Origin of the sequence: Pseudidiomarina homiensis, from assembly GCF_003987225.1 — a bacterium.
GTDB lineage: Bacteria > Pseudomonadota > Gammaproteobacteria > Enterobacterales > Alteromonadaceae > Pseudidiomarina > Pseudidiomarina homiensis.
Genome location: NZ_PIPX01000001.1, coordinates 463242 through 486118, shown reverse-complemented (window position 1 = coordinate 486118; position 22877 = coordinate 463242). Strand labels below are relative to the sequence as shown.

Below are 22877 nucleotides of genomic sequence, written 5' to 3'. Positions count from 1 at the left end.
TTATCATGAAGTTAAAGCATCTCTCTGCCGCACTTTTTCTGTGTCTGGCAGCACCTTTGGCGCATTCCGCTCCGCTCCCTGCAGATAGTGAAACGAGCAGTCTCGGTTTAACGGTCGACTACCAGAATTCACCCGTCAACTTAACTGAAGTTTTGGGTTACCCCATTGGCAGTAAAATATCGAGCCCGGCAGCTATTTACGAGGCGTTTCAAGCACTTGAAACCGCACATCCACAACAAGTCGAGATTGTTCATTACGGTCAAACTTGGGAAGGCCGCCCGCTATACTATGTCGCAATTAGTAATGCTGAAAATACTAGTAATCTTGCCGAATTTCGCGACGGCATGCGAGCTTTAGCTAACCCACAAACGACAAACGCCGAGCAAGCTGAAAAACTCATTGCTGATTTACCGAGTAGTATTTGGCTTTCTTATGGTGTCCATGGCAACGAAATCTCATCACCAGAAGCAGCATTGCTGACAGCTTGGCATTTGTTGGCCGCAGCAGATACCGAGACTCAACAGTGGCTCGACAATACCATCGTATTTATCGACCCAGTACAAAATCCTGACGGTCGAGCGCGTTTCGTTAGTCGTTACTACATGACCGCAGGCATGGAACATAGCAGTGACCGAATTTCGGCTGAACACAACGAGCCATGGCCGAGTGGACGTAGTAACCATTACTTATTCGACCTCAATCGTGACTGGCTTGCTTTAACGCAGCCTGAAGTAGCTGGGCAAGTCGACGCACTGCTCGACACCTATCCCCTCATTTTTGTCGACTTGCACGAAATGGGCGGTGACCAAAGCTATTATTTCACCCCTGAAGCGCGGCCGTACAATCCATTAATCGCCAAGAGCCAACGCGAATCACTGTGGCGCATTGGCGAGAACAATGGGCGCTGGTTCGACGAACATGGCTACGATTACTTCACCCGGGAAATTTTTGATGCTTTTTACCCCGGCTACGGCGCAAGTTGGCCTCTCTATCACGGCTCTTTAGCAATGACCTACGAAATGGCATCAGCTCGTGGGCATAAATTCCGTACCAAAGATGGCACTATTCTGACTTACGGTGACGGCGTACAACGGCACTTTGTCGCCTCGTTAGCGACCATCGAGACCGCGAGCCGTGAACGTAAACGCTTGTTGGAAAATTTCTGGAACTATCGACAGCAGGCAATTGCTGACGGTAAGGCGAGCGACGAACGTTTTATTTATATTGATGCCAAACGTGATCGTGCCGGTGTACAGCGACTCGCCGGCTTGCTTACGCAGCATGGCGTAAACGTTCAACAAAGTAACCAAGCGTTTAGCGCCTGTGGTAGTGAATTTGCCGCTGGCAGCTTAGTTATCGACAGTGCGCAGCCGGCTCACTATATGATTCGTACGTTGCTGGATGAACAAGTAAATATGGCGCAAGACTTTCTTGACGAGCAGGAACGGCTACGAGCTAATAATTTACCCGACCAAATCTACGACGTCACCGCTTGGTCTTTGCCGTTAATGTTCAATCTGCCACAACAACGCTGTCAGCGCGCTCCGCGTACCGACTTGCAAGTCGCCAGCAGCGCCACTCTCGTTCCCGGAGAATTAACAAATGCGGATGCTAAAGTCGGCTTTTTAGCAACGTGGGGAGATATGAATGGCGCACGCTTGCTGGCTGCAGCATTACGCGAAGGCTTGAGCGTTAAGCAGAGTGACCTCGCTTTTACGCTTAAATCAGGTGAACGTTACCCTGCAGGTTCGTTAATTTTTACGCGTGCTGACAACGACGCTAAGCTGGTCGAGCAACTGACACAACTTGCTGAAGAGACTGGCGCGACAATTAACGGTGTCGACTCAAGTTGGATTGTTGACGGGCCAAACTTTGGTTCCAATAACGTTCAGCACGTTCACGCTCCGCGCATCGCCATGGCATGGGATGAGCCATTTAGCAGCTTAAACGCTGGCCATACCCGCTTTGTGATTGAACGTCAGTTGGGCTACCCAGTCACTGCTATTCGCGCAGCGCAATTGCGTCGTACCGACCTCAGTCAGTACCAAGTGCTGTTACTACCAGCGAGTTATGGCAACATCGCCGACGCATTAGGTGAAGATGGTGCCAACAATCTAAAAGGCTGGGTTGAGCGCGGTGGCGTGCTTATCACAATGGGCACAAGTTCAGCGTGGGCAGTGCAGAATGACTTACTAGCAAGTGCGCTTGAAAGTGCGAGCAAAGACGCGCAAGTTGAAGTTCACAAAGAAGCGCGTGTCGACGGTTTACTATTAGAATCGACGGAACATTTACACGACTACGTCAATGGAGCGACCACAGACCCTTACTGGACTTCTGGTGTACTCACCAAGCTGGACGTTGACCAAGAACATTGGCTTACGGCCGGGGTTCCAGAAACCGTTAACAGTATCACTGTCGGCAATCAGATTTTCCGCCCGTTAACGATCAACAAAGGTCGTAACCTACTTACCTATGCGTCAGCTGATGAAGTATTGGCGAGTGGTTACCTTTGGGCAGAAAACAAGCAGCAATTGGCACATAAACCGTATCTTATGTGGCAGCCACGTGGACGTGGAATGGTAATCAGTTTCGCCCAAGAGCCTACGTATCGTGCGTATCTCGACGGATTGACGATCACCCTCGCCAACGCAATCTTTGCTGGGGCATCGCACGCACGACCGCTCCGTTAATCCTTATCGTCGGCGCTAATGCGTGAAGCAACGGCGCCGCGTTGATCTTTGTATTTCGCATCCTTACGTTTACTGTAAGGGTGCGCACAAGGCTCATCAAGCAACTCAAAGCTCAGTGCACCTATCTTCATATGCGGTCGCAACGCCAAAGGTAGCTTACCGCTATTAAAAAATTCCAAAACAATTTGTCCTGACCAACCTGGATCGATACGATGTGCCGTTACATGCACCATCAATCCCAGCCGCGCCAAGGACGAACGCCCATCAAGCCAACCCACCATATCTGCTGGCAAGGTCACACTCTCATGCGTTACAGCCAAGGCGAATTCACCTGGGTGGATAAAAAACGCCTGTTCCGGCTGTAAAACGATAGGGTCACTCATGATTTGGTGAATCGCACTTTCAATGGCTTCGCGCGGACCACTGATATCGATATAGGGTGCGGCGTGATCTTCCAACACGCGAAACTCATTGCCCAGATGAATGTCGACAGTGACACCACTAATATCTTCTGCTTTGGGCCGTGGTTCGATGGCAATTCTTTGTGCATCTAAGTAGCTGACAATTTGCCGATCCGTTAGGCGCATTTTGCTTTCTCCTGCAAATAAAGCTGACCCGCTATAGCCGCAGCCATAGCTCTAATAGGTTGATTTAATTCATGTTTAGGCTCAGACACTACTAACGGCACGCCGTCATCCAAAGCCTTGCGCACAGCACTCGCCAGAGGTAAGCGTGCTAGCAGCGGCACGTCGTAGCTCTGGGCAACACGTTGGCCGCCATCGCGACCGAAAATAGCTTCTTCGAAGCCACACTTTGGACAATGATAGTAGCTCATGTTTTCGACCAAACCGGTTAATGGAATACCCATCTTACGAAACATCGCAATGCCCTTTTCGGCATCCGCCAAAGCAACATTTTGCGGCGTGGTAACGACTACTGCACCGGTTATCGGCATTTTTTGTGCGAGGGTTAATTGGATATCACCGGTGCCGGGCGGCATATCAACAACCAAGTAATCAAGCCGTGGCCACTGACTGTCGCGAAACAGTTGTTGTAACGCGGCACTAGCCATAGGTCCCCGCCAGATAGCAGCTTCTTTGGCGTCCGCCAAATACCCCATTGAACTTACGTGAACACCATGGCGTAGATGAGGAATAAGTTTGTTCTGCGGCGACATTGCTTGCTTTTCATCAGCACCGCCCAACATCGTTGGCAACGAAGGGCCGTAAACATCAGCGTCCAGCATACCAACAACCGCGCCGGTTTCCGCCAATGCTAAGGCCAATTGTACCGCAACTGATGACTTTCCTACCCCACCCTTGCCGGATGAAACCACTATGACGTTCCCGTATACCAACGGCAGGTCAGGTTGCGAGTTTTGCAATTTTTCAATCGTACATCGCACACTCATCGTGTAGCCAGAAAAACAATCTTCGTTGGCGAGATCTTGCAGCAACCGTTCATGCGCAGCAAAAGGCAAATTCAAGATGATTCGGTCACCTTCTTTCTGCCACCAATCGTCGGGTACCGGCTGTTGCCAGCTGGGCAGACGGAATGCTTGCAGTCTGGCACGCTGTTCGTCGGTAAAGTGCGCATCAGCAGGCGCAGCTTTTTGCGACTCTGATTTCTTCCAGAACATAACTTCTCCAAACACGCGTTTATGCCGCATGATACGGTGACTGTTGGTGGATTGCCAGCACTGTTTCAGGTACACTTTTACAACTTTCAAATGGGTAGTTAGACGGACGAATTCGATGACAACAACACCGCGTAAGATTTTGGTCACCAATGCGCTTCCCTATGCCAATGGACCAATTCATATTGGTCATATGCTGGGTTATATCCAAGCCGATATTTGGGTACGTTTTCAAAAGATGCGAGGCCATGAGTGCCACTACATGTGTGCAGATGATGCGCATGGTACGCCGATCATGTTGAAAGCTCAGCAATTGGGTATTGAGCCGGAACAAATGATCGCCGATATGAATCGCGCGCATCAGGCCGACTTTAGTGATTTTAATGTCGCATTCGATCACTACTACTCGACCCATAGTGCAGAGAACCAAGAACTAGCGGAACTTATTTACACCCGTTTGCGTGACGCTGGTCACATCAAAACCAAAACCATTTCACAGTTGTATGACCCAACTAAAGAAATGTTTTTGCCTGACCGTTTCGTGAAAGGCGAATGCCCGAAATGTGGTGCGGCGGATCAATATGGTGATAATTGCGATGTTTGCGGTGCCACGTACGCACCTACCGAGCTAAAGAATCCTACTTCAGCCGTCTCCGGTGCGACGCCTGAGCTGCGTGAATCAGAGCATTATTTCTTTGACCTGCCAGCCTTCGAAGACATGTTAAAGGCTTGGACTCGCTCCGGCTCACTGCAAGAAGAAATGGCAAACAAACTTAACGAATGGTTTGAAGCTGGCCTGCAGCGCTGGGACATTAGTCGTGATGCCCCCTACTTTGGTTTCGAAATCCCTGATGCACCGGGTAAATATTTTTATGTCTGGCTGGATGCACCGATCGGTTATATGAGTAGTTTCAAGAACTATTGCACGACGACTGGCAACGCGGATTTTGACAGCTACTGGCAACCAGACAGCGATGCTGAGGTTTACCATTTTATCGGTAAAGATATTATTTACTTCCACAGCCTGTTCTGGCCAGCAATGCTTAAAGGGGCAAATTTCCGCCAACCAACAAATGTTTGGGCGCATGGTTTCATCACCGTTAACGGCACCAAGATGTCGAAGTCAAAAGGCACGTTCATTATGGCGCGTACCTATTTGGATCATCTTGACCCAGATTATTTACGCTATTACTTTGCCGCTAAACTGACGAGCCGGATTGATGATCTTGACCTTAATCTCACTGACTTTGCGCAGCGGGTAAACAGCGATCTGGTAGGTAAAGTGGTCAACATTGCTAGCCGTTGCGCGGGCTTTATTCAGAAAAAATTCGACGGTAAGTTAAAAGCCGACTTAAACGAAACAAATCTACTCGAAGAGTTTCAGGCAGCGGGTGACAGCATTGCTGAAGCCTTTGAAAAACGTGAGTTCTCCCGTGCTATGCGCGACATTATGGCGCTCGCAGATAAGGCCAACTTTTACATTGCCGAAGAAGAGCCGTGGCAGTTAATCAAAGACCCAGCCAACGCTGAACGCGTTCATGAAATTTGCTCAATTGGCATAAACTTGTTCCGTTTGCTGATGATTTATTTAACTCCCGTGGTTCCAGAATTGGCGCAGCGAGTACAAGCTTTCTTGAATGAAGACTTCAATTGGGACAGCCATCGCTCGGTATTGAAAGATCATGCCATAGCGCCTTTCAAGGCCCTCTTGCAACGTATTGATATGGATAACGTAACTAAAATGATTGATGCCTCTAAAGAAGCTAATGCCGCCAATCAGCCGGCAGCATCCAGCAGCACTGCAAATGACGAGCTGAGTAAAGACCCTATCGCAGCAGAAATTAATTTTGATGATTTTGCCAAGGTCGATCTTCGTGTCGCTCGCATTGCCAATGCTGAACACGTAGAAGGCGCCGACAAACTACTGAAATTGACGCTCGATCTTGGCGGTGAAACGCGGCAAGTATTCGCCGGCATAAAATCTGCCTACGACCCTGAGAGTTTAATCGGTCAACATACGGTGATGGTCGCCAACCTAGCGCCACGTAAAATGCGCTTTGGTATGTCCGAAGGTATGGTGCTTGCGGCAGGTCCTGGCGGCAAAGATATCTTTATTTTGAATCCGCACGATGGCGCTCAGCCAGGCATGCGAGTAAGTTAAACGATGGTCGCCACGGTACATTTAAAACCACAAAAGTGTAAGTCACTTCGCCGCCTGCATCCTTGGGTGTTTAGTGGCGCGATTGAAAAAGTAAAAGGCACGCCACAACTTGGTGACACCGTCAGCATTCACAGTGCTGAGGGTGACTGGCTTGGTTATGGCGCCTGGTCTCCCCAATCGCAAATACGTGTACGCGTGTGGAGTTTTCAACAGCAAGAAAGTATTGATGCGGAATTTTTCTTGCAGCGCATTACTGCGGCCAAGCAATTACGTGACGGGCTGGCCATTACCAGCAACGCCTATCGTGTCGTTGCCGCTGAAGCGGATGAGCTCCCCGGCATTACCATCGACAAATACGATAACTGGCTCGTCTGCCAACTCCTTAGTGCCGGTGCAGAGCTTTGGCGCGACAGTATTATTGAAGCCCTGCGCACTGTCTTTCCTGAGTGTAATATTTACGAACGTTCGGATGTCGACGTGCGCAATAAAGAAGGTCTTGAACAACGCACCGGTGTGCTCTTTGCCCACGCCGAAGCGAAGGCCGACGACCTCATTTGGATCAATGAAAACGGTTTAGAGCTTGGTATTGATATTGTGCAAGGCCACAAGACCGGCTACTACCTTGATCAGCGTGACAGTCGCTTAGCGGTACAAAAATATAGCCGTAATAAACGGGTGTTAAACGCATTTAGTTACAGTGGTGGTTTTGGTTTATTTGCCGCTCAGGCTGGCGCGAGCGAAGTGGTTAACCTTGATGTTTCAGCAAGTGCTTTAGCGCAAGCCACCGCTAATCACCAACGTAATCAACTTGACCTCGCAACTTTAAGTAACCTACAGCAAGACGTATTTCAAGCGCTAAGAGATTTTCATCACCGTGGTGAACGTTTCGATACTATCGTGTTGGACCCGCCTAAGTTTGTCGACAGCAAGGCGAACTTAAACAGTGCCTGTCGCGGCTACAAAGACATCAACAGAATGGCCTGTAAACTCCTCAATCCGGGCGGTACTTTAATGACTTTCTCGTGCTCTGGGCTGTTGAGTAATGAGCTCTTCCAGAAAGTGGTCGCCGATGCTGCATTAGATGCCAAACGCCCATTGCATATTATTGAACGACTGTTCCAAGGCGCTGATCACCCAGTTCGCACTAATTTTCCTGAGTCGCTGTACTTGAAAGGGCTAGTACTCAGAGGCTGAGTTGACTAGTATGAGCATAAATAGGCTCTGTCAAATGAGGTAAGTTATGAGTAACACGACGATTTTTGACAAGATCATCAGTCGCGAAATCGATGCTGATATCGTCTACGAAGACGATAGTGCGCTCGCCTTCAAGGATATTAACCCACAGGCCCCTGTGCACCTGCTGATCATTCCGAAAAAACCAATTGCGACCATTAACGATATTGCCGAAGACGATCGTGAGCTGGTTGGCCATTTATTTGTCGTGGCGCGCAAAATCGCCCAGCAACATGGTTTTGCCAAAGATGGTTATCGCGTGGTGATGAACTGCAACGAAGACGGTGGCCAATCGGTTTATCATATTCATCTGCACCTCTTGGCTGGGCAAACCTTAGGTTGGCCGCCCTACGCCAATAGCGCCCCGAAACAAGTGGGTTAGTTTTTCCCCATGACAAGTGAGCTTGGGTGGCGGCTGGGGTGTTTTGTTGGCGTTTTAGCGCTGATGTTGCTGTGGGAGTATTGGCAACCTAAACGTTCAGCCACCCTACCCGCACGCAAACGTTGGCCGGCAAACTTAGGTATCGTAGTGATTAATACGCTGACGTTGCGCTTGCTCATCCCTGCAGGTGCCATTGGCGCTGCAGTTTGGTCGCAGGAATCCTCATTTGGCTTGTTACAGCAAACTTCCCTGCCGCTATGGCTCATCACTGTGATCGGCTTTCTCATTTTAGATTGCGCTATTTACTGGCAACATCGGCTATTTCATCGAATTCCACTTCTTTGGCGCGTTCATCGCATGCATCATGCTGATACAGACTTTGATACCACCACTGGTTTGCGCTTTCATCCCGTCGAAATACTACTTAGTATGTTGATTAAAATAGGCGTCGTCGTGACCTTCGGCATCGCGCCTATGACCGTGTTGATCTTTGAAATTATTTTAAATGCGACATCACTCTTTAATCACGGTAATGTTGCTTTACCACGGCGTTTAGAGCGTCCAGTGCGCGCACTCATTGTCACGCAAGAAATGCACCGCATACATCATAGTCAAATCCCTCGTGAAACCGACAGCAATTTCAGTTTTAACCTGTCTATCTGGGATCGTTTATTTGGCACTTACAATGCCTTACCAACAAAAGGCTCAGACGGTATTGAAATTGGCTTAAAGGAGTACCCGGCGGGCCAAGATAGCACGAAACTTAGTTATCTCTTGGCAATTCCTTTTCGCCAACCTAAGCCTCGAGGCGACGCAGCGTCTGATAGCCAAGATAACAACGCGTCAAAGCAGTAAAACCACACAAAGCGGCAAAGATGCTGGCGGTATACACAAACAGACTCGGCCATAAACAAAACACACAAAAAGCCACAATGGTTTCAAATCCTTCGGTTAACCCACCCATGTAATGAAGCGATTTATTCGGGTAATTGGGGTTATCAATGCCATGTTTTCCAGCGAGCACAGCGAAGGCCAAAAACGTGGAACCGGTCCCCATAAAGCTCAGCATTAAAAACCCCGCGGCAACACCATTAACGTTCGGCGCAGCGAGTAAAAAGCCCAACGGAATTGCCATGTAAAAAATAAAATCACAAACACTATCGAGGTAACCTCCCGCGTCTGTGCGTCGCGTTAAGCGCGCCATCGCGCCATCAAGACCGTCACTTAAGCGATTCAGCAGGATACAGAGTAAAGCCAGTTCGTAATGTGCGTAGGCCAAAGCTGGCAAAGCTCCCAAACCAATAACAAACCCAAGGAGCGTCATTTGATCGGCATTGAATCCCATTTTAACCAAGGGTTTGGCAATGTTATTCAAGATCGGCTGCAAGTGGCGATAAAGAACAGCGTCAATCATACGAACTCCTCATCTACTTGTGGCTGTGGCCACATTAACTGCTGTTGCGCATCAATTAGGTCGTTTTGCTCATGACTAACAATGATCGCGGCTATACCTTGGCTTTGCAAAAAGGCGTAGGTCCATTCACATACTTGTCGGCGACGAGCTTGATCCAGGCCTTTAAAGGGTTCATCTAATAAAATTAATTGTGGCTTAGCTAGCGCTGCTCGAAGTAATGCAATGCGCGCTCTTTCGCCACCACTGAGCTGATGTGGCTTACGATTTTCATAATTCGCTAAGCCAATCGTGTTCAATTGCTCCTTAATCAGTGCTTTTTGCTCCCGCAACGACAATTTTTGCTGAGCCAGGGCAAAGGCTAAGTTTTCTGCCACAGTATAATGCGGAAATAACGCCTGTTCTTGCATCACTAGGCCAATACTCCGTTGCTCTATTGGCAATGAGTTCATTACTTTTCCAGCAATTGTAATGGTTCCTGAAATCGTTACATAGGGTTGGGGTACGCCAAGTAGCCAGCGCAACCAAGTTGATTTGCCACAGCCACTGGGCCCCATAACTCCCAGCGTTTCACCTTGTTCAAGGCTAATTTCAGGAAGGCGAATGAACGGTCCCTGTTGCCAGCGCAACACACAACTACTAATGAGAATCGGAGTATCGTTCGATGAAGCTTGATTCATGTTCAACTGCTCTTTTTATCGCGCGAAAAGTGAAGTCGTCTAATGCCGTTACTGAGGACTATGATAGCTAGTAAAGCTAACAGCCAAAGCAACATAGCAGCCACTGCCGGAGCTTGCCACTCAGCACCAGAACTAAGCACCACCAGCTCAGTCGTTAAGGTACTCACGTAGCCCTGTCCCAACAACAGTGTCGGCACGTATTGAGCAATACTCACCAAAAAGCTGACGAGGAATGCATACATCAACGCACCATTGAGTTGCGGGCGTTTGAAATACCACCAGCTGCGCCAGTAACTAAAACCTAAGCTGCGGCCAACCGTAAGGTGATCTTGTGTTTCGGCTCGCTCGGCCGGTGCGTAGCTTAGGTAAGCAAAGGCAAAAGAAAACCAACAGTGAGCATAGACGGTCACCCACCATGCACCCGTTTCGCTACTAATTACATAGCTCACACTACCAGCGTGTAACCACGCGAGCACTAAAGCCGTTTGCGGTATTAAGAGTGCAGCAATGAACACGAGATCCGGAAGTTCGCGGCTATGCGCACGCTGCCACTCCCTCGTCCATACCAGTACCAAGGTAACCAACGTTGCCGTTAGCAAAGCGACCCCCAACGTCTCAAGCAGCTGCGGGGCTAGATCTTTAACCACGGCAATACCCCCTTGCAACGACCACTCCGAGGGCAGCAAAGCTGGGTAAAACCAACCTTCAGCAAAGCTCATTGCAAAAAGGGCTAGGCCACTGGCAATACTCACGATAAACAGAAGCCACCGCAGTCCACCTACGACACCGAGCAAGGCTTGCGCTCTGCTGCGTGGTTGTCGGGCACGGTGGCGACGCAACTGACGGCCACATACCTTTCGCACGAGCGCTTCTTGCACATACACCCACGCAACCATGACCATCGTTAATGCGATGAGTAGCCAAAACCCTTGGGCCGCTAGATTGACGGTTGTCGCGTCAAACTGCTGCTGCCAACTCACCAATAACGGACCAAGCAGCGGCGGGTTCATGGGGCCGGCAACGCTTGCAATATCCACAACACCGACGCTGTAAACTGCGACCGCAATAATCAGCAAGCGCATTGACTTTAACCACGCAGGAAGCACCACAAGCCACCAACTATGCCAGCTTGAAGCGCCAAGACTACGGGCCTGTAAAAGCCAGTTTTCAAAAGGTAGTTGCCGTAGCTGTTGCCGACCTAAAACCACTAAAAAAGGTGTCTCTTTACTAATGAGTAACAAGGTCAAGGTTGGCAAAGACTGATGTTCGAACCATGACCAAGAACCTGGCAATAAGCGATCAATCCAGCCAAAAGGTGTAAATAGCCATAAGAATGCAACTGCAAAAGCAAGGTGAGGTGCCGTAAAGGTTAATGCCCATAAACGACTTGGCTGACGTTGTTCAGCATAAATAATCAAACTCGCTAGCACTGTGCTTACCGTTGTAGCGGTGAAACCAACCGTGAGACTTTGTCCTATAACGCGAGACAACCCCGGATAATCCCAAAGTTCAGCAGTCAGCCACGGAACTTGCCCATTTATGCCACTCAGTCCTACCACCCAAGGAAGAAACAGAAACAGTCCCACAAATAGGGCCACGCCATAGCCGCTAAACCTCACCGCTGATACCTCGCTAGCCACTGCCGCTCCAAAACTGCATTCCAAGACACATGTGGTTCTGGGTGGCTTGCCACTAAAGGATCAGGGCTATCCAAGTCGCGTTGTGGTAGACGAATAACACTCGGATCCGCCCACCCTTGAGGGTCAGCTTTACGCGCCTGAGCTCGAGGGCTCAGCAGGAAATTAATGACCTCAAGCGCAGCTTGTTGACGTCGACTCGCACGAGGGATCGCAAGATAATGAAAATTGGTTAATGCACGTTCACCGATACTCAAACTTCGCGCATCCGGAGCAAGTTTGTTTTGTAATTGCAGTGCCCGAACCTCGTTGGGGTTAAAAGTGACACTATTATCTAATACACCTTGATTAAAAAGTTGCCGCTGACGACCCGCTGAGATCGGAAATTCCGTACCTTGATGCCACAAATAAGGATGTAAGCGGTCAAGGTAGCCCCACAATGGCTTGAGCACTGTATCAATAGTTGCCGGTTCAGCTGGTTGCGTCAGCATAGCGGGATCATCAGTAAGTTGAAACGCTAGTGCTTTCAACCAACTGGTACCATGAAATGACGGCGGCTTTGGGTAGCTGAAGCGACCAGGGGAGCGTTTCGCCAACTCAAGTAATGCCTGCGGTGTTACAACAGTTTGCGCGGGCGCGACGTGCTTTGTGTGCATAATCAATTGCAACTGCGCTATCCCCCACGGGAGTTCGAAGCCTTCGACCGCGGTACCAAAATCAACGTGCCAATCTAAATCCCTGCGAATCAGTCGGCTATTCGGAACCTTGTCTTCGAGTCCGCCGACTAAACGGTCAGCATCTTTGAGTGCCGCAAAATTCTCGCCATTAATCCAGAGTAAATCAACAGCATCTGACTCCCCCGCCGAATTTGCCAAGACTAAGGCCACGGCCTCGCTAATATCAGCTACTTTGACATGCTGTAAAGTGATCGCGTGAGATTCTGCCAACTCTCGGCTTGCCCACTGGATATAGGCGTTAACTTCGGCTGACCCGGCCCATGCATAGAAACGTACGGAGGTCGGCTGCGACCTGTCTTGCGCCGAAACAGTTGAACTCATTAGGGTGGCCAAAACAATACTCAATAAGGCCGCCAATAGCTTTATTCGCTTCACCTGATTAGGTCTTCCTTTGCTTCTGATCTAGAGTATAGTCTTTAACGTAAGCCTAAAATTATCATCACTGGAGCATGTCATGATTCGTAAACTAGGTTCACTGTTAGTTATCGTCGGCGTTCTAGCCGGCTTTTTATTGTTGATTTCTGGGCCACTGTACCGTTTGCAATGGGTCGAGTTAGCAATAGCCTTCACTTTATTACGCTGGGCCGCCTATATTGGTGTCGCCGCAACGGTACTTATTATCGTCTACCTTATCTGGCAGCGCCCACGTGGTCTTCCGTTGGCGGCCCTCACCATTGCCGCGATTATCGGTTTTATAAGTTTTTACTTACCCTATCAGCAATTGCAGACTGCACGCTCGGTACCTCCAATTCACGATATCTCAACCGATTTGGAGAATCCACCAGTGTTTGTTGCGATAGCCCCGTTGCGCGCCGAGGCCCCAAACCCCGTTGACTACGCAGGCGAAGAAACCGCAGATCAACAGCGCCAAGCTTACCCGAATATACAACCTTTAACGCTTGAAAATGACTATGACCGTACCTTTCAAGCCGCTTTGACCGTTGTCAACGACCTTGGCTGGCAACTGGTAGCCAGTGACCTTGCCGAAGGCCGCATTGAAGCGACAGACACAACTTTTTGGTTTGGCTTCAAAGATGACGTCGTCATCCGTCTCGAAAACGCAGCTGATCAAGTTCGCGTTGATGTACGTAGTAAATCAAGAGTCGGTCGCAGTGACGTCGGTAAAAATGCTGATCGCATCGACACATTCATGCGACAGCTAAGGAGCCAGCTCGCGGCAAATTAACAGATTTCCTGGGTGGAGGTAGTATGGGAAGCAAATCTATTAGTGCGGTATTTCTGGGGGTTACTAGTTTAGCCTTGTTTCTTACGTCTCCACCCGCAGTCGCGGAAGAACGCGTCGCAACTTTTGCCGGCGGCTGTTTTTGGTGTGTTGAAAAAGCTTTCGAAGAAGTGCCTGGCGTACGCGAAGCTGTCTCTGGTTACGCTGGCGGCGAAGAAGTTGCGCCGACATATGAACAGGTAGCTAGCGGTCAAACTGGCCACACCGAAGCCGTACAAGTCTTTTATGACCCAGCGGTGGTCTCCTATACTGGCCTCATCCAAGCGTTCTGGCGAATGATGGACCCGACAGACTTGGATGGACAATTTGTCGACCGCGGCAAGCAATATCGCCCTGCTATTTTTTATCATAATGAGCAACAGCAACGAATTGCTCGACGCGAACGTTTGCAACTCGAAGCTATGCGACTCTATGAAGACCCCGTCGCTATCCCCATCGAGCCGTTGACAACCTTTTATGAAGCGGAAACCTATCATCAAGATTATTATCGTAAAAACCCTGTTCGGTACTGGGTTTATACCAATAACTCTGGGCGCTTTCAGTTCACCGAGAACGTATGGGGTGACGCTTACGAAATCGACTATACGAGCTTTAAAAACGAACCTGAAGCGCCGTCTAAAAAGAGGTCTAGCATGAACTTTGATAACTTTTCAAAACCTAATGACGCCACCTTGAAAGAGCAACTAACGCCATTACAATTTGCAGTTTCGCAACAAGGTAAGACCGAACGTGCATTCGATAATACTTATTGGGACGAGCAACGTGACGGTATCTACGTGGATATTGTGAGTGGCGAACCGTTGTTCTCATCCGCTGACAAATTCGAATCAGGGACCGGATGGCCAAGTTTTACCAAGCCCATCGATGAAGATTTTATCGTCACCAAAAAAGATCGTTCGTGGTTTATGACCCGCATCGAAGTACGCAGTCGTTACGCCGACTCCCATTTAGGGCACGTATTCGAGGATGGTCCCGCTCCTACAGGATTACGTTACTGTATGAATTCAGCAGCCATGCGCTTCATCCCACTCGAAGACATGGCCACTGAGGGCTATGAGGATTATATTCCAGACGTAAAACGTGATTAATCTTTAGCACCCAAAGCAACACCTTCACGGCGCGGGTCAGCGCCACCAAGCAGGCGTCCGTTCGGTAAAATAGTAATGCCGTGGAGGCCACTATTGAGATCGGTAACGCGCGCCTCATGCCCTTTACTGTTTAACTTTCGTTGCAAATCGGCCATCGGTGTGCCCTTCTCTAACGCCGTATAATTATTAAGATTGGTAACATGTGGCAAGTCTATTGCCGCTTGCATATCAAGCTGCCAATCAAGTAAACCAACTAAGGTTTGTGCCACATAATTAATAATTCGCGCCCCACCTGGTGAGCCTACAACATGGATAAGATCATCACCCTCTGCATCAAATACCATTGTCGGTGACATCGAGCTACGAGGACGTTTACTGCCCTGCACTCGATTCGCAATCAGTTGACCATCAACGCTGGGACGCAGCGAGAAGTCTGTCAATTGGTTGTTTAACAAGAAGCCACTAGCCATGACCGCGGAGCCAAACCCCATTTCAATACTCGTTGTCATTGATACCGCGTTGCCTTGCTTATCGACAATCGAAATGTGACTTGTGTTGGGAAATTCCGGTGACATATCGTCAGCTAACGCTAACGCTTTAAATTCTCCCGGTACTGCTTTACGCAAATCTCGGTTACCAATTCGCCGTGATCGTTCAGCAAGATAGCTTTTCTGCAGCATGTGACTCATGGGTACCTCAACAAAGTCACTATCGGCGATATAGCGGTTACGATCGGCAAATGCCAAACGTGACGCTTGGGTAAAATGATGTGCAAACTCTACGCTATCGGGTTGCCAGTTTGCCACCGGAAAGTTTTCTAAAATCCCCAAGATTTGCAGGACTGTCAAACCGCCGGAGCTTGGTGGGCCCATCCCGCAGACCGTGTAGACACGGTAACCATTGCAAACTGGCTCACGCACAATGGCTTCGTAGTTTGCCAAGTCAGTTAAGGTTAGTAACCCTGGTGATACTTCACTCGAGTTGACTGCGGCAACAATTTTTTCAGCAATAGGCCCGCGGTAGAAAGCATCAGCACCTTGCTCAGCAACTAATTGCAAAGCCCACGCAAGTTCCGGATTCTGTTTTACCGTGCCGGCACGTAAGGGCTCGCCGTCAGGATAAAAATACGCGGCCGCTGAAGCCATATTCGGTAAGCCCGGATTAAGTTCCATTGCCAACAAGCGCTCGAGACGTGGCGAAACCGTAAAGCCCTCTTCCGCGGCTTTAATCGTACTACTGAAAAGAGTCGACCAAGCGGTCTTCCCCCAACGTTGATGCGCTAATTCAAGCCCCTTCAAAACACCTGGAGTACCTACTGAGCGACCGCCAATCACAGCATTCCAAAAATTTTCAGGGGGCTCCCCCTGCGCATTCAAGAATAAGTCTGGACCTGCACTAGCTGGAGCTTTTTCCCTAGCATCAATGGTATAGAGTTGCTTCGTTTGATTATCCCAATACAGGATAAATGCGCCACCGCCGATACCTGAAGACTGCGGCTCCGTTAACGTTAGCATTGCTTGAACCGCAATCGCGGCATCAATTGCGCTCCCGCCTTGTGCTAATATTTCACGCCCGGCTGCTGCAGCTTGTGGAGTCGCTGCGGCAACCATAAAGTCTGTACTCAATACCGCCTCTTTTGCGATAACTCCTGTTGCAGCTTCGGGTTCACGCTTATCACGCTGAGCTTGTTCCTGATTTAGATCATTACAAGCACTAAGCGCAAATGCTGAGGTGAACAGCAAGACCGCTAACATCTTAGGTTTCATAATCCTTCCTTTGCGGTTGATAACAGTTTACAGGGGGTAAGCACGCTTCTATCATAAAGGGCTTAAACTCTTATCACAATGTCGAAAGGTACAACTACGACCTATGTCTGATCGCATTCAAGTACTTATTTGCAGCCTACTGCTTGTGGTCACATCGGCGTGGGCGTACTACTTCCAATTTGAATATCCGTCGTTACTCGCCGAATTCGATTTTGCTGCGCAGCAAGTCTGGCAGGAACCTTGGCGTTTACTCACCGCACACTTTTTGCATCTTACTGAATTACATTGGTTGCTCAATGCCTTAGCATTCTTCTTTATCACAATACTATTTGCACGCTACTTCAATGTTCGCACGTTTCTTAACGCACTGATCATTATAGCTATTGGTAGCTCCCTAACGTTAACCATCACTGGTTTTGAGCAACATTTCGTCGGGTTATCTATTGTTAATCATGGCTTGCTTACCATTGGCCTGTTACTCGAGTTACACGCGTCACAATCGAGCAACCAACGCAAGCTGATGTTCGCAGCAGTAATTATCCTAATCGCAAAATGGTTCGCCGAATTCATTGGCGTTTGGCAAAGTTTTTTGGCAGCCGGACAAGTTCAGCAAATTTGGCTGCTACATGGCCTCGGTATCCTTTTTGGCATCCTTGCCTGGTGGCTACACAACCGTCGTCTCGCTAAACTTGCCCAACTGGGAAGTGACTAAAGTTCGATCCGCTCTTTATTAAGTTCGATCAAGCGCGGGCCGATTCCCTTCACCTGCATAAGCTGGTTTGCATCGGTAAATCCGCCAAGCTGTTCTCGTAAAGCAATAATCGCTTCCGCACGGCGCTGACCAACGCCTGTTAACGACATCGCTAGCTCCGCCGCTGAAGCGGTATTAATATTGACCTTAACCAGCTGTTGTTGCACAGCTTGCATCGGTTGGGTAGGTTTTACGGTGGGCAGTAAAGGCGTCGCCGCGGCACTTGATGCGCTTACGGCAACAAGCACTATAGCGGTAAAAAATGTGGTAAAAGTTTTCCGTAACATAACTAAGCTCCTGGTAAATGAATTGCATAAAACGACTGCACAAGGCAGTACCAGAAGCTTAGTGGAGCACGTATTTAGATGCGAATCTAACCAGCGGATTCCGTTGTCAGAGAAGTCAGTATTTGTTTGAGTGCCATTGCCGGGTCCGTAGCTTGGGTGATAGGTCTGCCAATCACCAAATACTGAATACCTTGAGCCGCGGCTTCGGTCGGTGTCATCACCCGCCGTTGATCGCCCTGCTCACTGCCCATTGGCCGAATACCCGGTGTTACGAGAACAAAGTCATGTCCACACGTTGCTTGCAGCATTGCAGCTTCCTGCGCCGAACAAACAACACCATCAAGACCATTTGCTTTCGCGAGCATAGCTAAACGCTTAACATGGTCCGCAACCGTTGCGGTTACGCCAACGCTCTTTAAATCGTCTTCCGTCATGCTTGTTAAAACGGTTACTGCGATCAACAACGGTGGCTGCGTTGCATTCGCCAGCGCTTCTCGTGCCGCTTTAAGCATGCGCTCGCCGCCAGAAGCATGGACATTTACCATATAAACACCAAGTTCGGCAGCCGCTTGTACTGCCTTCGCAACAGTGTTAGGTATGTCATGAAATTTGAGGTCTAAAAACACTTTAAAACCGCGCCCAACAAGCTCACGAACGAAGTCAGGTCCGGCAACAGTAAAAAGTTCTTTGCCTACTTTAAGGCCACATTCTTCGGGGTTAAGTTGGTTAACGAGCGGCCATGCATCATCAGCTGTTGGATAATCTAGCGCCACGAAAATAAACGGCTGAGCGGTCATTTAATCTCCATCTAATCCAGTAATAGGTTTAATTTCCCCCCAAACTCTGCATGAGGGGCAATGCCAGTACAATGTGCTACCAGCAAATCCACAATGCCGACAGCGATACTTCGGTCGCTGCTGAAGTTGATGCTGCACGAGTCGCTGCAGCATCTGTAAACTGTCACGAGCACGCCCTACGTCAGCGGCACGGATGTGAAAGTCCATCAATTGGTGGAAGCCTTTCATGGTCGGGTTGCGCAGCAAGGCCGACTGCATAAACTGTTCCGCTTCTTCAATCGAACTGGTTTTAGCAATAGCCTCAGAGAGTAACATCGCCGCAGTTGTCGAATTCGCTTCACTAACACATTTATGTAAGAACTGAATAAAGCCTGCGTCGTCATTCTGGCTTTCATAACAAGCTTGTAAAATAGGTAAAGCCTCAGAAATAAATGCGGGATCAGCGTCCAAGATACCCGTTAAAATCTTTTGCGCTTTACTGTGTGCGCCCTGCTCGTACCACATCCGCCCCAAGGCTAATGCAGCACGTACATTGTCAGGCTCATGTTTTCGAGCTTTCTGGTAATACTTTTCGCTATACTCTGGGTCATCTTGGAGACTCGCCAGCTCGCAATAAAGCTGTGCAACGAGCGGTTCTGCGCTAGCATCGTGACGCGCAAGCTTTAGCGCAACTTTGATGGCTTTATCCCACTCGTGCGTCGATTCGTACAGCTCTAACAAGTACCGTTGACAAGGTTCAGCAAATTCCTTGTCGTTTTGCATCGCCACAAGCATTTCTTCAGCGCGATCAAAAATACCCGCAGCAAGATAATCTAAACCTAGCTCAAACATAGCTAAGCGTCGCTGACGTTCACTAATTGTGGGTCGTGAGGTTAGGTTTTGATGGATCTTAATAGCACGATCGACTTCACCACGGCGACGGAATAGCTTCCCCAATGTCCAGTGTGTCTCAAGTGTATCGGTATCGACATCAAGTAATTGAATGAACAAGTCAACCGCTTTGTCGGGTTGATCCGACAAAAGTAAATTAAGACCGGTTACATACTGCCTAGAGAATTCTTCTTGCTCACGCCGGTCCTCATTACGAACGCTATTGCGTCCCATAAACCAGCCGTAGGCGGCTGCAACCGGTAAAAGCAGGAACAACAACTCAAGCATTCGAGCTCTCGCGTTGAGTTATTTGCTTGCGGAGTTTACGGTTTTCATTGCGCAAAGCCACTTGTTTTGCGGCCATGGCAGCCAATCCGAGTAGAAAGCCTAAACCGATAAACAACCCTGTTAACACGGAAACCGGCAAGTTCGTCTCACCAATAATGAAATTAAACGTAATAGCGTGTTTGTTTAGCGCGCCGAAGGCAACAGCTAACAAAAACAAAATAAGTAAGGGAAGACCAATGAATATAAATCGCAGCATTACAAGTCCTAGTGCTTAGTGTGAGCGCAACTCATAAAAAAACGGCATGCCTAACTATAGCATGCCGTTTTGCTGAACTCGACGCGAAATTAACGTCCGTCTAACTGATGTTATCTACGCGTTCACGTAGCTCTTTGCCGGGCTTAAAATGTGGCACGTACTTGCCATCAAGCTCAACTCTTTCACCAGTTTTCGGGTTACGACCTGTACGCGGCGCTCGGTAATGCAGTGAAAAACTACCAAAACCTCGAATCTCAATTCGATCCCCACCAGCAAGCTGTTGGGCCATTTGTTCGATAAGCTCTTTCACCGCATCTTCCACCTGACGCGGAGAAAGCTCTGGATACAATGCCGTTAACTGTTGAATCAGTTCCGATTTTGTCATCTTAAGCTCCTCTGTTATGCGTCAATGCCGAGCACTTTAGCGTTCTTAGTCGTCGCTTTTCGCTGCTTTGAAAGCTTCAGCCATTGCGTTAGTGAAGTCGCCTTCGTCTTGCTGCTTGTTCACTGACTCAAGAGCTTCTTTCTCTTCAGCTTCGTCTTTCGCTTTGATAGACAAGCTCAAAGTGCGATTCTTACGGTCAACGCCCATGAAGCGTGCTTCAACTTCGTCACCAACTTTCAACTCAGTTGTTGCATCTTCAACGCGATCACGTGAGATATCAGCTACGCGAACGTAACCTTCAACGCTTTCGGCTAATTCAACTTTAGCGCCCTTGGCATCAACTTCGATGACCTTACCAGTAACAATAGCACCTTTTTTGTTGGCCGCCAGATAATTGTTGAACGGATCTTCTTCTAATTGCTTGATACCTAGAGAGATACGCTCACGCTCTGCGTCAACTTGTAAGACTACTGCAGTCACTTCGTCGCCTTTCTTGAACTCACGCACAGCTTCTTCAGCTGCAGTGTTCCAACTTAGATCTGACAAGTGAACAAGGCCGTCGATGCCGCCGTCAAGACCGATGAAGATACCGAAGTCAGTGATTGACTTGATCTTACCGCTGACTTTCTCGCCTTTGTTGAAGTTCTTCGCGAACTCTTCCCAAGGGTTAGGCTTACATTGTTTCAGGCCAAGTGAAATACGACGACGTTCTTCGTCGATTTCAAGAACCATAACTTCAACAACGTCATCCAAGTTAACAACTTTAGATGGGTGAACGTTCTTGTTGGTCCAGTCCATTTCAGATACGTGTACCAAACCTTCAACGCCTTCTTCGATTTCTACGAAGCAGCCGTAGTCAGTTAAGTTGGTTACGCGACCTTGCAGACGGTGACCTTCTGGGTAACGTGCAGCGATATCTGACCATGGATCTTCGCCCAATTGCTTCAGGCCAAGTGATACGCGCGTGCGCTCACGATCAAACTTAAGTACTTTAACGTTGATTTCGTCACCAACATTAACCACTTCGCTCGGGTGCTTAACGCGTTTCCAAGCCATATCAGTGATGTGCAACAAGCCATCGACGCCGCCTAAATCAACGAACGCACCGTAGTCAGTAAGGTTCTTAACGATACCCTTAACTTCTTGGCCTTCTTGCAAGCTTTCAAGCAATTCTTCGCGCTCAGCACTGTTTTCAGTTTCGATAACAGCACGACGTGAAACAACAACGTTGTTGCGCTTCTGGTCAAGCTTGATCACTTTGAATTCTAAATCTTTGTTTTCTAGGTGCGCAGTTTCACGAACTGGACGAACGTCTACCAATGAACCTGGCAAGAACGCACGTACGCCACCTAAATCAACTGTGAAACCACCCTTCACTTTACCGCTAATGATACCGGTAACAGTTTCTTGGTCTTCGTAGGCTTTTTCCAGCTGCAACCATGCTTCGTGACGCTTCGCTTTCTCGCGTGACAAAATAGTTTCGCCGAAACCGTCTTCTACGGCATCCAACGCAACGTCAACTTGATCGCCGATGTTGATTTCAACTTCGCCGTCAGCGTTACGGAATTGCTCGACTGGGATAGCACTTTCAGATTTCAGGCCTGCGTCAACCAATACAACGTCACGGTTGATAGCAACGACAGTACCTTTAACGATTGAACCTGGGCGGGTTTCTACCTCTTTGAGGCTTTCTTCAAACAGTTGTGCAAAATTTTCGGTCATATGAGTTAACTTACTTCAGTTAAGTACATCCATCAAACAATCCGGTGAGATGGGGTTGTTAAAATCAATCTGTTGGCTTCCGTGCTACAGACCCCTAAGTTGGCAAGGTTATGAGCTTGCCTTCTCAGTATTCGTTAGCTTGCCATGGGCAAAGCGTAAGATTTGATCCACTACTTCATCGATGCTCAAATCTGTTGAATCTACATAAAGCGCATCATCGGCCGCTTTCATAGGCGCTACCGAACGATTCGCATCGCGTTCATCACGTTCTCTGATTTCGGCGATTAATTGGTCGATTTTAGCAGTAAAACCTTTCTCGAGCAATTGTTTGTAGCGGCGTTGGGCGCGTTCTTCGGCGCTGGCGGTAAGAAAAACTTTTGCGGCAGCACTTGGAAACACGACTGTGCCCATATCTCTGCCATCCGCAATTAGTCCTGGCAGTTCCTTAAAGGCCCTTTGACGACGCAATAAAGCTTCACGAACGCGCGGTAACGCTGCGATTTTCGAGGCCATATTACCGACCGCTTCAGTACGAATGGCCATCGTCACATCTTCGCCTTCGAGAATGATATGTGTGAGCGCTTCATCGCTCTCAACTTCAAATTTCACATCTAGGTTACTGGCGAGTGCCACAAGGCTTTCTTCATCTTCCGGGGCAAAGTCATGGTGCAATGCGGCAAGCGCTAGAACTCGGTAGATAGCGCCGCTATCCAGCAAGTGCCAGCCAAGATTTTCCGCTAACATGCGGCTGACTGTACCCTTACCAGCCCCACCGGGACCATCAATGGTAATCACGGGAATCGAATCGGTCATAGCATCCTCTAGCAACTAAAAGCGCCGCAATTATACGGATTTGC

General features: G+C 48.8%; 22 protein-coding genes. 8 read left to right on the top strand and 14 right to left on the bottom strand.

Annotation, left to right across the window (positions count from 1 at the left end; translation table 11 throughout):
* Positions 1-5 precede the first annotated feature (5 nt).
* A complete protein-coding gene (locus CWI70_RS02270; protein ID WP_126770184.1) occupies positions 6-2690 on the top strand; it encodes a M14 family metallopeptidase in 2685 nt (894 codons plus the stop codon).
* On the opposite strand, the gene dcd is transcribed toward CWI70_RS02270, so the two are convergent.
* A complete protein-coding gene (dcd, locus tag CWI70_RS02265; protein ID WP_126770182.1) occupies positions 2687-3277 on the bottom strand; it encodes a dCTP deaminase in 591 nt (196 codons plus the stop codon). The genes CWI70_RS02270 and dcd overlap by 4 nt on opposite strands.
* Entirely contained in the window at positions 3268-4476 is a 1209-nt protein-coding gene (gene apbC, locus CWI70_RS02260) for an iron-sulfur cluster carrier protein ApbC (protein WP_241967806.1), read from the bottom strand. Before apbC ends, dcd begins: the two co-directional genes overlap by 10 nt.
* Here apbC and metG point away from each other — a divergent pair.
* The 4 genes from metG to CWI70_RS02240 are packed head-to-tail and all read left to right on the top strand — an operon-like array spanning position 4445 to position 8957.
* The gene (gene metG, locus CWI70_RS02255) at positions 4445-6487 is read left to right on the top strand and encodes a methionine--tRNA ligase (RefSeq protein ID WP_126770180.1); all 2043 of its coding nucleotides are present in this window, start codon (positions 4445-4447) and stop codon (positions 6485-6487) included. The genes apbC and metG overlap by 32 nt on opposite strands.
* Positions 6488-6490: 3 nt before the next feature.
* Positions 6491-7681, top strand: a complete 1191-nt coding sequence (locus CWI70_RS02250; RefSeq protein ID WP_126770178.1) for a class I SAM-dependent rRNA methyltransferase — start codon at positions 6491-6493, stop codon at positions 7679-7681.
* Between the two features lie 46 nt (positions 7682-7727).
* Positions 7728-8102, top strand: coding sequence for a histidine triad nucleotide-binding protein (locus tag CWI70_RS02245; protein ID WP_126770176.1), 375 nt, complete (start codon positions 7728-7730; stop codon positions 8100-8102).
* Between the two features lie 9 nt (positions 8103-8111).
* Positions 8112-8957 (top strand): sterol desaturase family protein, encoded by an 846-nt coding sequence (locus CWI70_RS02240; RefSeq protein ID WP_126770175.1) that lies wholly within the window; start codon positions 8112-8114, stop codon positions 8955-8957.
* On the opposite strand, the gene CWI70_RS02235 is transcribed toward CWI70_RS02240, so the two are convergent.
* The 4 genes from CWI70_RS02235 to CWI70_RS02220 are packed head-to-tail and all read right to left on the bottom strand — an operon-like array spanning position 8899 to position 12942.
* The gene (locus CWI70_RS02235) at positions 8899-9516 is read right to left on the bottom strand and encodes a CDP-alcohol phosphatidyltransferase family protein (RefSeq protein ID WP_126770173.1); all 618 of its coding nucleotides are present in this window, start codon (positions 9514-9516) and stop codon (positions 8899-8901) included. The genes CWI70_RS02240 and CWI70_RS02235 overlap by 59 nt on opposite strands.
* Entirely contained in the window at positions 9513-10193 is a 681-nt protein-coding gene (locus tag CWI70_RS02230) for an ATP-binding cassette domain-containing protein (protein WP_126770171.1), read from the bottom strand. The genes CWI70_RS02235 and CWI70_RS02230 overlap by 4 nt, the downstream gene beginning before the upstream one ends.
* A 2-nt stretch (positions 10194-10195) precedes the next feature.
* Positions 10196-11833, bottom strand: coding sequence for an ABC transporter permease subunit (locus tag CWI70_RS02225; RefSeq protein ID WP_157980847.1), 1638 nt, complete (start codon positions 11831-11833; stop codon positions 10196-10198).
* Positions 11809-12942, bottom strand: a complete 1134-nt coding sequence (locus CWI70_RS02220; RefSeq protein ID WP_126770167.1) for an ABC transporter substrate-binding protein — start codon at positions 12940-12942, stop codon at positions 11809-11811. The genes CWI70_RS02225 and CWI70_RS02220 overlap by 25 nt, the downstream gene beginning before the upstream one ends.
* 79 nt (positions 12943-13021) lie before the next feature.
* On the opposite strand from CWI70_RS02220, the gene CWI70_RS02215 reads away from it, so the two are divergent.
* Together CWI70_RS02215 and msrB are read left to right on the top strand one after the other, a co-directional pair.
* Positions 13022-13753 (top strand): DUF1499 domain-containing protein, encoded by a 732-nt coding sequence (locus tag CWI70_RS02215; protein ID WP_241967805.1) that lies wholly within the window; start codon positions 13022-13024, stop codon positions 13751-13753.
* Positions 13754-13776: 23 nt separating this feature from the next.
* On the top strand, positions 13777-14898 hold the full coding sequence (msrB, locus tag CWI70_RS02210; RefSeq protein ID WP_126770165.1) for a peptide-methionine (R)-S-oxide reductase MsrB: 1122 nt from the start codon (positions 13777-13779) through the stop codon (positions 14896-14898).
* Here msrB and ggt read toward each other — a convergent pair.
* The gene (gene ggt / locus CWI70_RS02205; RefSeq protein ID WP_126770163.1) at positions 14895-16664 is read right to left on the bottom strand and encodes a gamma-glutamyltransferase; all 1770 of its coding nucleotides are present in this window, start codon (positions 16662-16664) and stop codon (positions 14895-14897) included. The two genes, msrB and ggt, sit on opposite strands and share 4 nt — an antisense overlap.
* 103 nt (positions 16665-16767) lie before the next feature.
* Between ggt and CWI70_RS02200 the strand changes: the two genes are divergently transcribed.
* Entirely contained in the window at positions 16768-17376 is a 609-nt protein-coding gene (locus tag CWI70_RS02200) for a rhomboid family intramembrane serine protease (protein WP_126770161.1), read from the top strand.
* Here the strand turns inward: CWI70_RS02200 and CWI70_RS02195 are convergent.
* The 7 genes from CWI70_RS02195 to cmk all read right to left on the bottom strand — a co-directional run bounded on the left by CWI70_RS02195 (position 17373) and on the right by cmk (position 22833).
* The gene (locus CWI70_RS02195) at positions 17373-17702 is read right to left on the bottom strand and encodes a ComEA family DNA-binding protein (RefSeq protein ID WP_126770159.1); all 330 of its coding nucleotides are present in this window, start codon (positions 17700-17702) and stop codon (positions 17373-17375) included. The genes CWI70_RS02200 and CWI70_RS02195 overlap by 4 nt on opposite strands.
* Positions 17703-17788: 86 nt before the next feature.
* Entirely contained in the window at positions 17789-18499 is a 711-nt protein-coding gene (pyrF, locus tag CWI70_RS02190; protein WP_126770157.1) for an orotidine-5'-phosphate decarboxylase, read from the bottom strand.
* Entirely contained in the window at positions 18500-19657 is a 1158-nt protein-coding gene (lapB, locus tag CWI70_RS02185; RefSeq protein WP_126770155.1) for a lipopolysaccharide assembly protein LapB, read from the bottom strand.
* On the bottom strand, positions 19650-19913 hold the full coding sequence (locus CWI70_RS02180) for a lipopolysaccharide assembly protein LapA domain-containing protein (RefSeq protein ID WP_126770153.1): 264 nt from the start codon (positions 19911-19913) through the stop codon (positions 19650-19652). Before CWI70_RS02180 ends, lapB begins: the two co-directional genes overlap by 8 nt.
* 100 nt (positions 19914-20013) lie before the next feature.
* Positions 20014-20298, bottom strand: coding sequence for an integration host factor subunit beta (ihfB, locus tag CWI70_RS02175; RefSeq protein WP_126770152.1), 285 nt, complete (start codon positions 20296-20298; stop codon positions 20014-20016).
* Positions 20299-20343: 45 nt separating this feature from the next.
* Complete coding sequence (gene rpsA, locus CWI70_RS02170; RefSeq protein WP_126770150.1) at positions 20344-22020, bottom strand: 30S ribosomal protein S1; 1677 nt, start codon at positions 22018-22020, stop codon at positions 20344-20346.
* A gap of 108 nt (positions 22021-22128) precedes the next feature.
* Positions 22129-22833: a (d)CMP kinase gene (gene cmk, locus CWI70_RS02165; RefSeq protein WP_126770148.1), complete on the bottom strand. Its 705-nt coding sequence runs from the start codon at positions 22831-22833 to the stop codon at positions 22129-22131.
* Positions 22834-22877 lie beyond the last annotated feature (44 nt).